The organism is Psychrobacter sp. Pi2-52 (assembly GCF_904846705.1).
Lineage (GTDB): Bacteria > Pseudomonadota > Gammaproteobacteria > Pseudomonadales > Moraxellaceae > Psychrobacter.
The window spans coordinates 40,684-55,020 of sequence record NZ_CAJHBS010000008.1 but is presented as its reverse complement, the minus strand read 5'-3'; the positions used below and the strand labels follow the sequence as shown (position 1 = coordinate 55,020).

Sequence of the window (14,337 nt, the reverse complement as noted above, 5' to 3'; positions counted from 1 at the left end):
ACCAATATCTACTATAATCCAATTTTTTGACAATGGCATCTGCCAAGTATCAGTGACTCTACTGTTATTACATTTTTGTACGGAATAGCAATGATAGTAAATATAGATACAAAGCTAGATTAAGCGCTACAGAAAAACTCAAAGCCTTTTCGTATAAGGGTCTAGGAATAAAATTAAGCTATTAATAAAACGAATCGTAATAGAGTATCTACTCATTTTATGAGTCACTCTCAGCCCATGGTACGAATTTTTTAGTTTGGTCAATCAATGTGTTATTCAATTAGATATATAGTTATTAAATCTTATACGACATATGAAATTAAGGCTAAACAGAAATATTTCAGACAGCAGTAGAGGATGAGTATAGACTGAAAGTCTTACTGTTAAAAAGTATAAAGAATATTTAGAGAAAGGTAGAACAAGACAGGAAAACTGAGGTTTTGCTTAAGCAGAATAAGATTGGCGGTGAAGGAGGGATTCGAACCCTCGATACGCTATGAACGTATACACACTTTCCAGGCGTGCGGTTTCAGCCACTCACCCACTTCACCGTTTTTTGAACGCCTAAGTATAGCGGATACCATTTAAAATGTCACGACTTGCGCGCTATCTTTCTTTATTGGCAAGCGCCTGCTAGGATAGCAAGTATGTAACGGCAAGTATAAATGGTTGAAAGTTGAATGATAAGTTTTAGTAGGCTTAAGTACGGATGTAAGAATAGTGCGCTGATGGCAGTATTGCTTGTCGCGACGGGTATTACCCAAGCGCACGCTGATGATCTAACCCAGTGTAGCCAGTCTTTTTATGGGGGTGTTTATCCTGAATTTACCAATACCAAGCTAAAAAAAGACACACAAGCGCTATGCATGGATGGCTTTGCGGTTATGTATTCAGGAGTATCGCGTACACCGCTTTGGTCAGCAGAGCATCTCGATCGCACACGTCTGCAACAAGCTAAGCAGATCGATCGTGAAGATAGCTTCCACGAAGAGAGTAAACTACCAAAGTCAGCACGAGCCTCATTGTCTGATTATTCAGGTTCTGGCTATGATCGAGGTCATTTGGCACCCAATGCCAATATGGCCAATCGCAGCCAGCAGTATGATAGTTTTAGTTTAGCCAATATTGCCCCGCAGTCACCACGTAACAATCGCTACATTTGGCGTAATATTGAATCTGCCACTCGGTATTTAACGCAGCAATACGGTGAGGTGTATACCATCACAGGTGTGGCATTTACTAATAAAAAAACCAAGCAGCTCGCTAACCGTGTCCTTGTGCCCAGTCACTTCTTTAAAGCGGTATATATCCCAGCAACCAATCAAGCAGGCGTGTATTACGCCCCAAATGATGAGTCAGAACGCATCGACGTAATTAGTATCGACGAGCTGACTACTGAGATTGGCATCGATGTATTACCTATGCTAGATAGTCAGTCCAAATCTCAAGCGTTTGATTTACCATTGAAGGCGGGTGAGAGCTCAGATACCCCTGAGGCGCCTGTGGAGGAGCCTGAGTGGATGCTGTTTGTCTGGGCTATTTTAGAGTGGTTAATTGCACAATTGCAGGCTTAAGCTGAAAGTAAGCCCCTAAAATATCCACATTTCGAAAAATATAAAATGTTACTAATAATAAGGATAATCAAATGATTGAGCCATTCGCCAACGACCATCAAAGCATGCAGATTGGTGATCTTGTCATTGAAAATCAAAAAGACAAGATTATTATATATGGTGATATTGATCTCACTTTTGACGAATTAGGATACGACCAAGCCCAACAGCTACATGAGCTGTCGGGGAAAATTGTACAAGCATTTGCAGACAAAAATCTATATAGCAAGAATGATGCTAAGTCAAAGGAAAATGATGACCAATTAGATAAAGATATCGACAATCCTTTCCTATAAGTCTTTGATATGGTTTTATTTTTATAGAAATAAGAAACTGTAAAAAAATTACTAGGCAAAACCTAAAAATTGCTTATAATGAGTTAAGACATCGCTTGTGTCGCTTGAATCTTTAACCAAAAGCTTATAAGTTGTAATGGTAACTATCATTTAAAAAGGTCGAAATCATAAAGCTCGTAATGAAAGATTCTAGCAAAGGATAAGCATAGGACAACAGAAACATAACGTTTCGAGTAATCATTGTATGAAGGGAGTCAATCTATGAAATTATTTACAAAGACCACTTTAGCAGTTGCTGGTATTGGTATTGCTAGCATGGCATTCGCCGCTGACCCATTAGCCAACACTACTTGGCAGACATATGATGAAGGCAAGCCAAAAGGTACGGTAAAGATCACTGAGTCAAATGGTGTGTTGACCGGTACTCTTATTGCTACTAACTCAGCTAAAGGCAAAAAGCACGTTGGTACGACCATTATTAAAGGTCTAAAAGCTGACGGTGGTGGTAAATATAGTGGTGGTACGATTACTGACCCTGAAAAAGGCAAAGACTATCGTATGACTGCAAGCTTAAGCGGCAACACATTGAAGCTAAAAGGCTATATCGGACCATTCTCTCGTAGCCAAGAGTGGAAAAAGAAATAAACTAAAAAATTAGTTTCAGCTTAATACATAAAAATCCCGCGTTACCGAAAGGTCTCGCGGGATTTTTTACGTTTTAGATTTAAGCTTATGGCTTCAACAGGGGAGAACTTTAAACACTAAAATTATAAACGCCGATACTACAGTGGGTAGTATCAGCGCATTTAACATCAATCTTTAGCTTACTTGAAAGGAGCTTATCTTATAAATTCTGGGTAAGCTTCCATACCACATTCTGCAATATCAGCACCTTCGTATTCGTCTTCTTCAGAGATACGTAGACCGATAACTAGCTTGATGATAGACCAAACCACTAGGCTGGCAATGAATACCCAAGCAAAGATGGTTGCAGCACCCACAATCTGACCGATAAAGGTAGATGCTGGGTTAGTGATAGGTACAATTAGTAAACCGAATAGACCGACCACACCGTGAACTGAGATTGCACCAACTGGATCATCAATCTTGATTTTGTCTAAGGCTAAGATTGATAACACTACAATGATACCGGCGATAACACCAAAGATAGTGGCTTGTAGTGCAGAAGGGGTTGAAGGCTCAGCAGTAATGGCAACTAGACCTGCTAGTACACCGTTTAGAAGCATGGTTAGATCCGCTTTACCAAAGATGATGCGGGCTAAGATTAAGGCACCGACAGCACCGCCAGCAGCAGCAGCATTAGTGTTCAAGAATACCATTGCAACAGCATTTGCACTAGCGATGTCGCCTAATTTGAGCACTGAACCACCGTTGAAACCGAACCAACCCATCCATAAGATTAGTGTACCGAGTGCCGCCAATGGTAGGTTGGCACCAGGAATAGCGCGTATCTCGCCATTAGGGCCATATTTACCTTTACGTGAGCCTAATAGTAGTACACCTGCTAGAGCTGCTGCTGCACCTGCCATATGTACGATACCAGAGCCTGCAAAGTCAGAGAAGCCCATGTCGCCTAGGTTGAATAGGCCAAAGACATCGTTGCCGCCCCATGTCCAGCTACCTTCTAGTGGGTAGATAACACCAGTCATGACCACAGCAAACAACAAGAATGACCACAGTTTCATACGCTCAGCAACAGCACCTGATACGATTGACATACAGGTCGCTACAAAGACCACTTGGAAGAAAAAGTCTGATGCGGCAGAGTAGACAGAGTCGCCACCGAAGCCATTTTCAGCAGAGGCTGCTAGGGCGTCTTCTACTAATGTATCACCGCCTGCAATTCCGCTTAAGAATAGATCGCCACCATACATAATCGCATAGCCGCATACCATATACATGATACTAGCCGTTGCAAATAGTGCGACGTTTTTGGTTAAGATTTCGACTGTATTTTTTGATCGGACGAGTCCGGCCTCTAACATAGTGAAGCCTGCTGCCATCCACATGACCAACGCACCACATATCAAAAAGTAAAACGTATCGAGCGCATATTGGAGCTCAAAGATTTGACTTTCCATTTAAATTCCCCCTTGAATTTATAATATAGATATCGGCATTACCGATAGATAAAAATGCTGTAAGAGTCTGTACCTATAAGTTTATGCCCGTAGGTAGGTCTTCAAATTTAGATAGCGTCAGGTCCTGTTTCACCCGTACGGATGCGGATAACTTGCTCAAGTGCAGTGACGAAAATCTTGCCATCACCAATCTTACCAGTGCTAGCGATACGAGTGATTGCCTCGATAGCAGGCTCAACCATCTCGTCGATCACAGCGACTTCGACTTTTACTTTAGGTAAAAAGTCCACCACGTATTCTGCGCCACGATAGAGCTCTGTATGACCTTTTTGACGACCGAAACCTTTGACTTCAGTGACAGTGACACCTTTAACACCGATGTCGGAAAGCGCTTCACGCACGTCGTCGAGCTTAAACGGTTTTAAGATCGCAGTGATTAGCTTCATAAAAAATTCCTTATTTGTGTGATGCCGCAGATTGATAGAAGTACTATGGTGCATCATCATATCTCTGCCTTGCTTACTGTAAGTTATTCAAGAACTGTGCCAACCTACTCAAGGGGGGAGGTAGAATTGGCGTTGTTCATTAAAAAGTAATAACAGTAGTAACATAGAATATGGGCTACGATGCAACGATTAGAGCCATCGCTACAAGCATAATAAAGGTGAATCAATCTTTAGCGTTTGGTTAACGAAAACTTTATTATAACCAACTTTTTGAGTGCTTGGGGAGGCTATCCCTTTATTTCATGTGACGATTTGCTAACTTGAGTTTGGTCGTTCGCTTGGCCTTTTCATGCAAGCGTATCAAAGATGAATGGCGGGAAGGTAGAGAGAGAATAGAGGTAAGCGGCAGAGCCTAACATAGTAGTCAGACCCCTGGGCTTAGATAGATAAAGGGTTTGGGCGTGTTTATATATACGTCGTTAGGCTTTAGGAAATAGTAGATAAGGGGTTTTTGTACTGACCAATAGCTTTTTAGTGTCGCTACCTTGTAGTAATTCGCGTAGACGAGATTGGCCAAAAGCCCCAGTCATAAGTAAACCGATATCATGCTGATTTTGATAGTAGTTCAAAGCCGCAGCTACATCACGGCAGTCAAGCAATGTCTTTTTGGATTTGATACCCGCCTGTTTGAGTTTGGCGTAGGCTTCACGCAACGCATCACAGTTATCAGAAGTTTCCTTGCCAACCATCACAATATGAACCGTTAGTGCACGCACCAGTGGCGTTTTACACAGCCAATTTAGTAGTTTATGGCACGTTGGACTGTTATCAAACGCAAATAAAGCGGTAGTAGGGGGCAAAAATGGTGCATGTGTCACCAAAATGGGGCAGTGACTGACTCGAATGAGTTGACTTAGTGTTGATTTGCAGGTGACATGATGACCTATAACGATCATTTGTGCTTTGTCATCGACGTAATCAATGCTTTGGTTGAGGTTCTCATGACGATGCAGTGTGTATGTCTTTAGCTTATGGCGTTGCTGCTCACAATACGAGGTTGCTTGAGATAATAGCAATCGGCCTTGTGCCTTTAGTTCACAGTTGCTTAGATGTTCTTTGGATGTGAACTGTTCGAGCAAAGCGTTTTCGTCATCAATATTGAGACAACCAGAATAATTAATAGCGGCTTTTTGCTGCAAACTTGGCATCGAGTGCAATAAGCCAACAGGCGCGCGCAGGCGAATAGAAGCCCACATACTGGCCTCTAGTACCGCTTGAACATGATCAGGACAGTCCAAGCAAGCAATCACACTATCTGGTTTTAAATTACTCATAAAACGACCACATCATTTTAATAATAAAAATCTGCTATCTTAGTTTAGGGTTGGCGTATAAAAAATACATCCAACCCTTTTACCAATATAACTGTCTATTAATATCCGATACATTATCCATAGACTAATAATATAGTCACATGGCAACCGCGTAGATTTACTTAGCAGTGTCGCTTAGTCTAACAAGCCAATGTCTCGGCGGTCATGAATAGAGAAGCGATCAATCAGTGTTCGACTCGCATTGTTGAGTCCTACCACTTTGACATCAATACCTTCACGTTGCAAGCGCATCACTAGCTTGTCTAAAGTATCAACAGCGCTAACATCCCAAAAATGCGCTTGGCTTACATCAATCTGAATACTGTCTACAGCTTCTTTGGTATCGAAACTATTTAGGAACTGGGTGGTAGAGGCAAAGAATACCTGCCCTTGAACATAATAATAACGGGTGTTGCTGCTGTCATCATATTCACTAAAGATAGTTAAGAACTGACCAATTTTATTAGCAAATGCTAAAGCAGACAGTAAAACACCTACGCCGACACCGTAAGCCAAGTTGTGAGTAAAGACGGTAGTCAATACAGTCGCTAGCATGACAATATTGAACGACATTGGATGCGTCTTAAACTCGCGAATAGATTGCCAGTTAAACGTACCAATCGATACCATAATCATGACTGCAACTAGGGCTGCCATTGGGATTTGACTGACCCACTCACTTAAGAACACGACCATAATCAGAAGGACAACCCCGGCCATCAAAGTAGACAGACGCGTACGACCACCCGATTTGACGTTAATCATTGACTGGCCAATCATCGCACAGCCTGCCATACCACCAAAGAAACCCGACACGACATTAGCCATACCTTGACCACGACACTCTTTGTTTTTATCACTTGGGGTATCGGTCAATTCATCGACGATTGTCGCTGTCATCATAGACTCTAAAAGACCAACGATGGCAAGCGCGATAGAGTAGGGTGCAATAATCAGCAAGGTATTTAGGTTTAATGGAATGTCAGGCAACAAGAATACTGGCAATGAATCTGGCAAATCACCCATGCTGCCAACGTTGCGAATGTCAAGATTCATATACATTGCAACAGCGGTCAAACCTACAATACAAATAAGCGGTGAAGGAACGATGCGACCGATTTTAGGAATAAGGGGAAACAGATAAATAATCGCCAAACCAGCTGCCGTCATGATATAAACGGTCGTGCCAACACGCTCAGTCATGGGGTTCAGTTCTGGTAATTGCGCAGCAAAAATCAATATTGCTAAAGCATTGACGAAACCGATAACCACTGAGCGGGAAACAAAGCGCATCAGGTTACCAAGCTTTAGAATGCCCATCACGACCTGAATGGCACCACAAAGCAAAGTTGCGGCAAGCAAATATTGCAGACCATGGTCAGCAACCAAATCGACCATAACCAGTGCCATAGCGCCAGTCGCTGCCGAAATCATACCCGGACGACCACCGACAAAACTGATCACTACCGCGATACAAAATGAGGCATATAAGCCAACCTTTGGATCGACACCAGCGATAATAGAAAAGGCAATGGCTTCTGGAATAAGGGCTAGAGCTACAACCAAACCCGATAAAACGTCACCGCGAACATTGGAAAACCACTCGTCACGCAAGTTATCAATAAAAGATGTCATAAGTAAACTACATAGGGTTAGAGGCAAAAAAAGTAATCATTACTCATTTATAAAATGATCGCGTCGCTAATAATAGCTATTCATTTTTCTTTTACTTCAACATGCACTAGGTCATGTTGCTGTGTTGGATTGTGAGAAACTAATAACCAAAATATCTAACTAATAACCAAGATATCTAACTAATAACCGAGGTATCTACTGATTTTTTTGGTATCAAAAATACGCTCATCAATAATCAATACGATGATAAGGGCAGTAAATTACCTAAAAATATTTTTTAAAAGATTGCTTAAAATAGGCAACTAGATAGATGTACCTACAATAATATATAGAGTCAGCAATCACTTGCTGTAGTAGAAGGTGATATATCACTCGTCAAATTATCAAAATTGTCTGATACACCCTTATCACAACAAGAATCGTTGATGAAGAGGCGTGACAATAGCGCGATAAATGTGACAACATGCTAAACTAAAATGCTTGAGCAATGTGCTCAGCAAAATACTGATAAATATTAATCAAGCTGACTATTATAGCATTAGCCACTTAATATAAAAACAGGCGAATAATAGCATAAAGTCATAAAAAATCATTACCGAAATCTGAACGATGGCGTTAAGATGCTGCATATCTTAGCGGCGTCGTTTAGAGTCGCTATACAGCAGACTTATTTGATGCAATTTTTCTCGTTTAATAGAAGGAATAGATATGACCACTAATACAGCAACAGAAGCCTTACTTCATAAGGGTAGTGGTCTACAAGTCGTAGTCGGTTTGGGGCAGTCTGGATTGTCCGTCGCGCATTATCTGGCCAAACAAGGCTATCAAGTCGCAGTCACTGATGCTCAAGTTACCCCTAAATTGGCCGATCAGTTGCCAGCCGAGATAGAGATTCGTCAGTTTGGTGATATAGATGCCGATTTATTGCAGCAAGCGGCACGTATTATTATTAGCCCAGGTATTTCTCTCGAAACTGCCGCAGTAGCTGCTGCTCGCCAAGCCAATATTCCTGTAGTTAGTGATATTCAACTGTTCTGTGAAGCGTGTACCGTACCAATCGTAGCGATTACAGGTTCTAACGCCAAAAGTACGGTCACTACGTTAGTTGGTCAAATGGCGGCAGATGCTGGCGTTAATGTAGGTGTCGGCGGCAATATAGGTGTACCAGCTTTAACATTGCTAGCGAATCCTGATATGGAGCTTGCGGTGCTTGAGCTGTCTAGCTTTCAGTTAGAAACCGTCACCAACTTGGGCGCAAAAGTAGCAACTGTGCTCAATATGTCGCCTGATCACTTAGATCGTCATGGAGACATGCTTGGCTACCATCAAGCCAAACACCGTATATTCCAAGGTGCCAAGTCAGTGATGATTAACCGCGAAGATGCACTGACTCGTCCATTGGTCGCAGACAACCTACCGAGAATTAGTACCGGTATTCATGCCCCTGATAAAGGTCAGTATGGCCTTATTACCGACACAGAAGGCCAAACTTATCTTGCTCGTGGTACAGAACGATTACTGTCGGCAGACAAACTGTTGATTAAAGGTCGTCATAATCTACTGAATGCGCAAGCGGCTCTGGCACTTGGCGAGCTTGCAGGATTACCGCTAGAGAGCATGCTAACCACTTTGCAGCAGTTCACAGGTCTTGAGCACCGCTGCCAATATGTGGCTAACGCTGCTGGTATTGATTATTTCAATGATTCTAAAGGCACCAATATTGGTTCGACCATGGCCGCTATCGAAGGCTTGGGTGCAGTCTATGCGCCGAAAGACGGTAAGCTACTATTGATCTTAGGTGGGCAAGGCAAAGGGCAACAGTTTGGTGAATTAACGCCTTTTATCAATCAATACGTGAGCCAAGTCTTGTTCATTGGTGAAGATGGTCAGCAGATTGAACAACACCTAAGAGCTGCTAAATTGAGTGATGATGTTGCACTACATCAGTGTCAGACATTAGAGAATGCATTTGCGACTATCCAACAAGTCACTACCAGTAGTTTATCGCAAGTGCAGGCTGTATTGTTGTCACCTGCCTGTGCTAGCTTTGACCAATATAGTGGTTATGCCGCGCGCGGTGACCACTTTAGCCAACTGGTCAATCAATTAAGCACAGCGCAATCAGAAGCTTCATAGGTAGCCAAATAGGTCAGTCAGCTATATAGATTGGCATATCGCATATCGCGTCTTTAGCAGCAGCCAGTATTTTCTGGATAAATGATTGTTTTGCTTATAGATTGCTGCTACTGTCAAGCATATAATCTTGATTGCTGAAATAGGTGCTAGCTCAGACGTTTGCCGAGGGTTACAGGTTTCCTATCACCATCTATTTAGTACGATTTATTTTATGATTTTTTAAACGGTGGCGTTTCATAGACGCCGTGTTTTTTCGTTTGTTAGTGTATATAAAATTATGGCGCTCTCTTCTTTTTTTCGTTCCTCGCCCCAAACCAAGCAAACCTCTGGCTCAGACGGTGTTCTGTCTATGCCGTCAGCGCGCGCAATTTTATTATCAAGCGTCGGCTGTATGATGGTGCTTAGTCTGCTGATGGTGGCTTCTGCTTCTATCCCTTTTGCGCTTAGCCGTGGTATGACTGAGCTGTATTTTTTCAAAAACCAGTTGTTGTATATGACGATTGGTTTAATCGTTGCGGTTATTCCTTATTATGGCGTGTCTTTACGCACCCTATATAAGACTGAGACCCAGTTTGCTTTGTTAGGTATCACAGGGCTATTACTTGTTGCAACACTGTTTAGTACGCCAATTAATGGCTCCAAACGCTGGCTCACAGTAGGCGGCTTTAACTTTCAGGTAGCTGAGTTGGCCAAACTGGTCATGATTGTGTTTGTATCTGACTTTGTGGTGCGCCGATCTTTTGAAGTTCGTAATGGCTTAGATGGCTTCTTGCGAATTATGCTGGTAGTGGCGCTGATAACGATACTGTTATTATCGCAGCCAGATTTTGGTTCTTTTGTCGTCATTATTGGTACGCTGTTCGCGATTTTTTATATTGCTGGAGCACCTTATAAGCACTTCTTAGCCTTGGGTGCTGCTGCTGTTGGCGGTGCAGTGTTGATGGTGACTACGGCAGAGTACCGACTGGTGCGTGTGATGTCGTTTATGGATCCATTTGACGATGTACAAGATACTGATTATCAGCTCGCACGTAGTTTGATCGCCTTTGGTCGTGGGCAGTTCACGGGTGTTGGCTATGGCGAAAGTGTACAGAAACTGTCGCATTTGCCTGAGGCACATACGGATTTTTTATTAGCCATTACAGGTGAAGAGTTAGGGTTTGTCGGTGTCAGTATGGTACTGATACTTGAAGCGTTGATCATCGGTAGTGCGATGCGTATCAGTTACAATGCGCTAAAACGTCGTCAAATGCGTATGAGCTATACCGCTTTCGGAATCGGTGTGGTGTTTATTGCCCAGACGATTATTAACGCTGCGATGAATATGGGTGCTATTCCAACCAAAGGTCTCACTATGCCGTTCTTTAGTTATGGTGGATCGTCTATGTTGATTAGCTTGGTTATGGTCGCGCTATTATTAAAAATATATAAAGAAAGCCCTGAAATAGAAAAAAGCCAATGCCGTTATTACTAATAGGCTCTATATATAATAGTCTCTGCATAGCTTCAGAGTTTCGGTAAATAGTATTGCGAACTATCGGAATGAAAGCGTCACTCATAGTGGCGCTTTTTATTGTCTATTTGTAGCTTTTGAACTCTCATTAATAAGACAGATTTAATTGTTGCTTGCCTTGTAGTGGGGTATTGTCCCATTGAGCAATGGCTTGTTTAAGCATATTTTCTGGGGTATCGACATCGACCTTTGGTTGCTGTAATAGCGATAGTGCTTCAGCAATAAGTTGACTCGGGTCTGATGTATCGATGGGTTGAGCAAGATTTTGCTTAGAAAGCTTTTGACCGTCAGCATTATTAATCAATGGCAGATGATACCATTGGTCAATAATAGGTAGGCGCGCGGCTTGCATAATGCCGATCTGTGCAGTCGTCATAGGTAGAATATCAAGGCCACGCATGATATGAGTAACCTGCTGTAGACCATCATCGAGACTGGCTGCCAGTATGTAATTAATCATACCATCTTGGCGACGAGCGACCATATCGCCTAACGTCTGCTGCGGATTCTCCCATTGTAGTCCCTGAATACCATCATTGAAGCCAATCCGATAGTCTGGTAGTTGAATACGTAGCTTATGCTGCTGTCTATCAAGGTCAGCTGCCACACAGCGACGCGGATACCGCTGCCTATTGAGTTGTACTTGGTCAATTGATGGAACTTGTTCGTTCAAAGGTGTCTGATCGGTCGGCGCAACTAAGCTAGCACGACTATGGTTTCTACTTATCTCTTCTTGCGCCCAATACTGTTCTAAATCTTTACGGGAGCATTGGCAGCCATAGGTCAACGGCCCTAGGTATGATGATAGATAATCGTTGTAGATATCAATGCGTTCAGACTGATAAATAACATCGCCATCCCAATGTAGCCCAAGTGCCTCAAGATCCATTAAAATTTGCTCAGTGAACTGCCGATCACAGCGTTCAGTATCGGTATCTTCCATACGTAAAAGCCATTTACCACCGATTGATTTGATATGGCAAAAGCTGGCAAGCGCGGTGGTTAGAGAGCCAAGATGTAACTCACCCGTTGGTGAAGGCGCAAAGCGGCCAATGGGCTGTGATGGTGGCGTTTGAGTCGGCATGGCGGTAGGCATTGTTTTCAAAATAAATGGCTGTCTATAAAAGGTAATAAAGATAGAATAATAAATATGAGTAACAAAAGATATTCATTAAATGAGATTGTTTTGTTAGTCATGTCATTATTCAAGCGATTATATTTTTCAGAGTAAAATTAGTAACGCAGCAAAATAGTGACAGTCTAAATACAAAAAGCGACCTATTATAAGGTCGCTTCTGCTTACATTCATATCTGTAATATCTGATCTAAGCGCCTTGGTTTTGACGTTCTTTGATTTCAGATAAGGTTTTGCAGTCGATACATTGAGTAGCGGTTGGACGTGCTTCAAGGCGACGTAATCCAATCTCTACACCACAAGTCTCACAAAATCCATAGTCATCATTTTCGATTTCTAACATAGATTTGTCGATTTTGCGGATAAGTTTGCGCTCACGGTCGCGAGTACGTAATGCCAATGCAAACTCTTCTTCTTGAGTGGCACGGTCATTGATGTCTGGCATAGCGCTTGACTCATCTTGGATGTAGTTTTTGGTACGATCCGCTTCGCCAATCAGTTGGTTTTTCCAATCCAATAAAATAGCCTTAAAGTGCTCCAACTGCGCATCAGACATATACTCTTCGTCTTTGGCCGGCACATAAGGAGTAAATTTAACTTCACTCGGATTCGTGGTCAGGGTGCTCATATGGGTATCCTACTTTTTCAAATTAATTCAATAAAACGACGTATCAAAAGACAAGACGTTATTAATGCTACAAACGCTACAATTTGTCCTTTTATCAAACGTTTCACCACTTGGTAATACAAGTAACACAGCTGATCAAATAATATCGTAGACTTTATATCTTGACAGTTATATACCGATTGTTAGATAGGTTGTTATATAAACTTCGGTTTGAATAATACTGTCTAAAGCATGCCGTAGGTCATTGATTGTGAAAACTGAGCTTGTGGTTAATGGGCCATCCTAGCTATCGTGCAGTGACTTCATATTAGATATTGGGCCACCCTTGCTTTATTTCATAAGTTGTATCATTGTTTGTAATAATAATGAAGTGATTTTTTATATTGAATACATATTTTATTTGTTTATTACTGTGTTTTTTATCAAAAAATATTGGTGAAAGCTATAAGTATAAAGGGCTAAGACTTATACCAGTACCAATAATTCTGGGCATCAAGTATCCAGTCTTTCAACCCAGCTTGCAACTGTTCCATTGTTGGCTAATTGCAACCAGCGATATCCTGGTAATGCATGCTCATCATAAGAAAAATCATCTTCATAAGGTTTGAACTGATAGCAGGTAGATGGCGTGCTATACACCGTGACGCCTTGGCGCAGTCGAACTTGCTCTTGGTGAGTATGGCCACTGATCACCACTTGTAGCTGTTCAAATGGCGCCATATGCTGCCAAAAGCTCTCAGTGTTTTCTGCCATATGGGTATCAATCCAGTCAGAGTCAACTGGAACAATATGGTGGTGTAGGGCGATTAATGCGGGCTTATCACAGGTGCTGAGTCTCTCACATAACCAATTGATATCAGTAGGCGTAATCTCGCCTGCGACCTTACCAGAAATAGAGGAGTCTAATAACAACAGCTGCCAGTATTCAGTCTCAATGACATGACGACTTAACAAACGTAAGTCAGCAGGTTGAGCGACAAGTTCTCGCTGAAAAAACGGCAATTCTTTACCATTCTCGTCCGTCACATCATGATTACCCGCAATACAAGCAAAAGGAATCTGAGTCGCTTGTAATACAGTAAAGATATGATCATAAATTGAGGACTTTACTCGATTGACCAAGTCACCGGTCACAATAATCAAATCACAGCGAATATCTTCACTAAGTGCCTGTTGGAGAACTGCTTCAAAACTACGCTGACAAGCCATATCATCACTATAGGTATTACTCTCATCAACAAGGACAGGCGTCGATAAATGCAAATCAGTAATCTGTAAAATATTTATCGTTTTATCAGAGGTGCTTAACTTATTGGCAGGATAGTTTGGCATTGGTTCAGTCCCTTATCGAGTCACAACAATAAGTATTGTTAGCGCGAGTATGGATAAATGAGCTACTATTTTTCACTGGGTCTTTATAATTATTATTAATCTACTATAAAAGAGCACAGCGTTTGCCT

The 14,337-nt window shown here is 41.9% G+C and carries 12 protein-coding genes and 1 tRNA gene; 5 read left to right on the top strand and 8 right to left on the bottom strand.

Annotation, left to right across the window (positions count from 1 at the left end; translation table 11 throughout):
• Nucleotides 1-460: 460 nt before the first annotated feature.
• Nucleotides 461-551 (bottom strand) — tRNA-Ser (locus JMY00_RS06355).
• 177 nt (nt 552-728) lie between these two features.
• On the opposite strand from JMY00_RS06355, the gene JMY00_RS06350 reads away from it, so the two are divergent.
• The 3 genes from JMY00_RS06350 (at nt 729) to JMY00_RS06340 (ending at nt 2,554) form a co-directional block, all read left to right on the top strand.
• Complete coding sequence (locus tag JMY00_RS06350; protein WP_201579519.1) at nt 729-1,574, top strand: DNA/RNA non-specific endonuclease; 846 nt, start codon at nt 729-731, stop codon at nt 1,572-1,574.
• A gap of 71 nt (nt 1,575-1,645) precedes the next feature.
• Nucleotides 1,646-1,909, top strand: a complete 264-nt coding sequence (locus tag JMY00_RS06345) for a hypothetical protein (protein ID WP_102092103.1) — start codon at nt 1,646-1,648, stop codon at nt 1,907-1,909.
• Between the two features lie 261 nt (nt 1,910-2,170).
• Nucleotides 2,171-2,554: a DUF2147 domain-containing protein gene (locus JMY00_RS06340; protein ID WP_101205965.1), complete on the top strand. Its 384-nt coding sequence runs from the start codon at nt 2,171-2,173 to the stop codon at nt 2,552-2,554.
• A gap of 194 nt (nt 2,555-2,748) precedes the next feature.
• Here JMY00_RS06340 and JMY00_RS06335 read toward each other — a convergent pair whose 3' ends face one another.
• The 4 genes from JMY00_RS06335 to JMY00_RS06320 all read right to left on the bottom strand — a co-directional run bounded on the left by JMY00_RS06335 (nt 2,749) and on the right by JMY00_RS06320 (nt 7,465).
• Nucleotides 2,749-4,011: an ammonium transporter gene (locus tag JMY00_RS06335; protein WP_101205964.1), complete on the bottom strand. Its 1,263-nt coding sequence runs from the start codon at nt 4,009-4,011 to the stop codon at nt 2,749-2,751.
• A gap of 107 nt (nt 4,012-4,118) precedes the next feature.
• Nucleotides 4,119-4,457, bottom strand: coding sequence for a P-II family nitrogen regulator (locus JMY00_RS06330; RefSeq protein ID WP_010197981.1), 339 nt, complete (start codon nt 4,455-4,457; stop codon nt 4,119-4,121).
• A gap of 479 nt (nt 4,458-4,936) precedes the next feature.
• The gene (locus JMY00_RS06325) at nt 4,937-5,791 is read right to left on the bottom strand and encodes a universal stress protein (RefSeq protein ID WP_057762029.1); all 855 of its coding nucleotides are present in this window, start codon (nt 5,789-5,791) and stop codon (nt 4,937-4,939) included.
• Nucleotides 5,792-5,965: 174 nt separating this feature from the next.
• Nucleotides 5,966-7,465 carry a SulP family inorganic anion transporter gene (locus JMY00_RS06320; RefSeq protein WP_201579518.1) on the bottom strand — a complete coding sequence of 500 codons (1,500 nt, stop codon included), beginning with the start codon at nt 7,463-7,465 and terminating at the stop codon, nt 5,966-5,968.
• A gap of 708 nt (nt 7,466-8,173) precedes the next feature.
• On the opposite strand from JMY00_RS06320, the gene murD reads away from it, so the two are divergent.
• Nucleotides 8,174-9,601, top strand: a complete 1,428-nt coding sequence (murD, locus tag JMY00_RS06315; protein WP_201579517.1) for a UDP-N-acetylmuramoyl-L-alanine--D-glutamate ligase — start codon at nt 8,174-8,176, stop codon at nt 9,599-9,601.
• A 277-nt stretch (nt 9,602-9,878) separates the two neighbouring features.
• The gene (locus JMY00_RS06310; protein ID WP_182176715.1) at nt 9,879-11,075 is read left to right on the top strand and encodes a putative peptidoglycan glycosyltransferase FtsW; all 1,197 of its coding nucleotides are present in this window, start codon (nt 9,879-9,881) and stop codon (nt 11,073-11,075) included.
• Nucleotides 11,076-11,202: 127 nt separating this feature from the next.
• On the opposite strand, the gene gluQRS is transcribed toward JMY00_RS06310, so the two are convergent.
• The 3 genes from gluQRS to JMY00_RS06295 form a co-directional block, all read right to left on the bottom strand.
• Nucleotides 11,203-12,198: a tRNA glutamyl-Q(34) synthetase GluQRS gene (gluQRS, locus tag JMY00_RS06305; RefSeq protein ID WP_201579516.1), complete on the bottom strand. Its 996-nt coding sequence runs from the start codon at nt 12,196-12,198 to the stop codon at nt 11,203-11,205.
• Between the two features lie 241 nt (nt 12,199-12,439).
• Entirely contained in the window at nt 12,440-12,877 is a 438-nt protein-coding gene (gene dksA, locus JMY00_RS06300) for an RNA polymerase-binding protein DksA (protein ID WP_057762021.1), read from the bottom strand.
• Between the two features lie 492 nt (nt 12,878-13,369).
• Nucleotides 13,370-14,209, bottom strand: a complete 840-nt coding sequence (locus JMY00_RS06295; RefSeq protein WP_201579515.1) for a metallophosphoesterase — start codon at nt 14,207-14,209, stop codon at nt 13,370-13,372.
• Nucleotides 14,210-14,337: the final 128 nt, after the last annotated feature.

Excerpts from the sequence above, each read along its gene's own strand:
- JMY00_RS06350 (WP_201579519.1), top strand. The coding sequence starts at position 729 with ATGGCAGTATTGCTTGTCGCGACGGGTATTACCCAAGCGCACGCTGAT.
- JMY00_RS06345 (WP_102092103.1), top strand. The coding sequence starts at position 1,646 with ATGATTGAGCCATTCGCCAACGACCATCAAAGCATGCAGATTGGTGAT.
- JMY00_RS06340 (WP_101205965.1), top strand. The coding sequence starts at position 2,171 with ATGAAATTATTTACAAAGACCACTTTAGCAGTTGCTGGTATTGGTATT.
- JMY00_RS06335 (WP_101205964.1), bottom strand. The coding sequence starts at position 4,011 with ATGGAAAGTCAAATCTTTGAGCTCCAATATGCGCTCGATACGTTTTAC.
- JMY00_RS06330 (WP_010197981.1), bottom strand. The coding sequence starts at position 4,457 with ATGAAGCTAATCACTGCGATCTTAAAACCGTTTAAGCTCGACGACGTG.
- JMY00_RS06325 (WP_057762029.1), bottom strand. The coding sequence starts at position 5,791 with ATGAGTAATTTAAAACCAGATAGTGTGATTGCTTGCTTGGACTGTCCT.
- JMY00_RS06320 (WP_201579518.1), bottom strand. The coding sequence starts at position 7,465 with ATGACATCTTTTATTGATAACTTGCGTGACGAGTGGTTTTCCAATGTT.
- murD (WP_201579517.1), top strand. The coding sequence starts at position 8,174 with ATGACCACTAATACAGCAACAGAAGCCTTACTTCATAAGGGTAGTGGT.
- JMY00_RS06310 (WP_182176715.1), top strand. The coding sequence starts at position 9,879 with ATGGCGCTCTCTTCTTTTTTTCGTTCCTCGCCCCAAACCAAGCAAACC.
- gluQRS (WP_201579516.1), bottom strand. The coding sequence starts at position 12,198 with ATGCCGACTCAAACGCCACCATCACAGCCCATTGGCCGCTTTGCGCCT.
- dksA (WP_057762021.1), bottom strand. The coding sequence starts at position 12,877 with ATGAGCACCCTGACCACGAATCCGAGTGAAGTTAAATTTACTCCTTAT.
- JMY00_RS06295 (WP_201579515.1), bottom strand. The coding sequence starts at position 14,209 with ATGCCAAACTATCCTGCCAATAAGTTAAGCACCTCTGATAAAACGATA.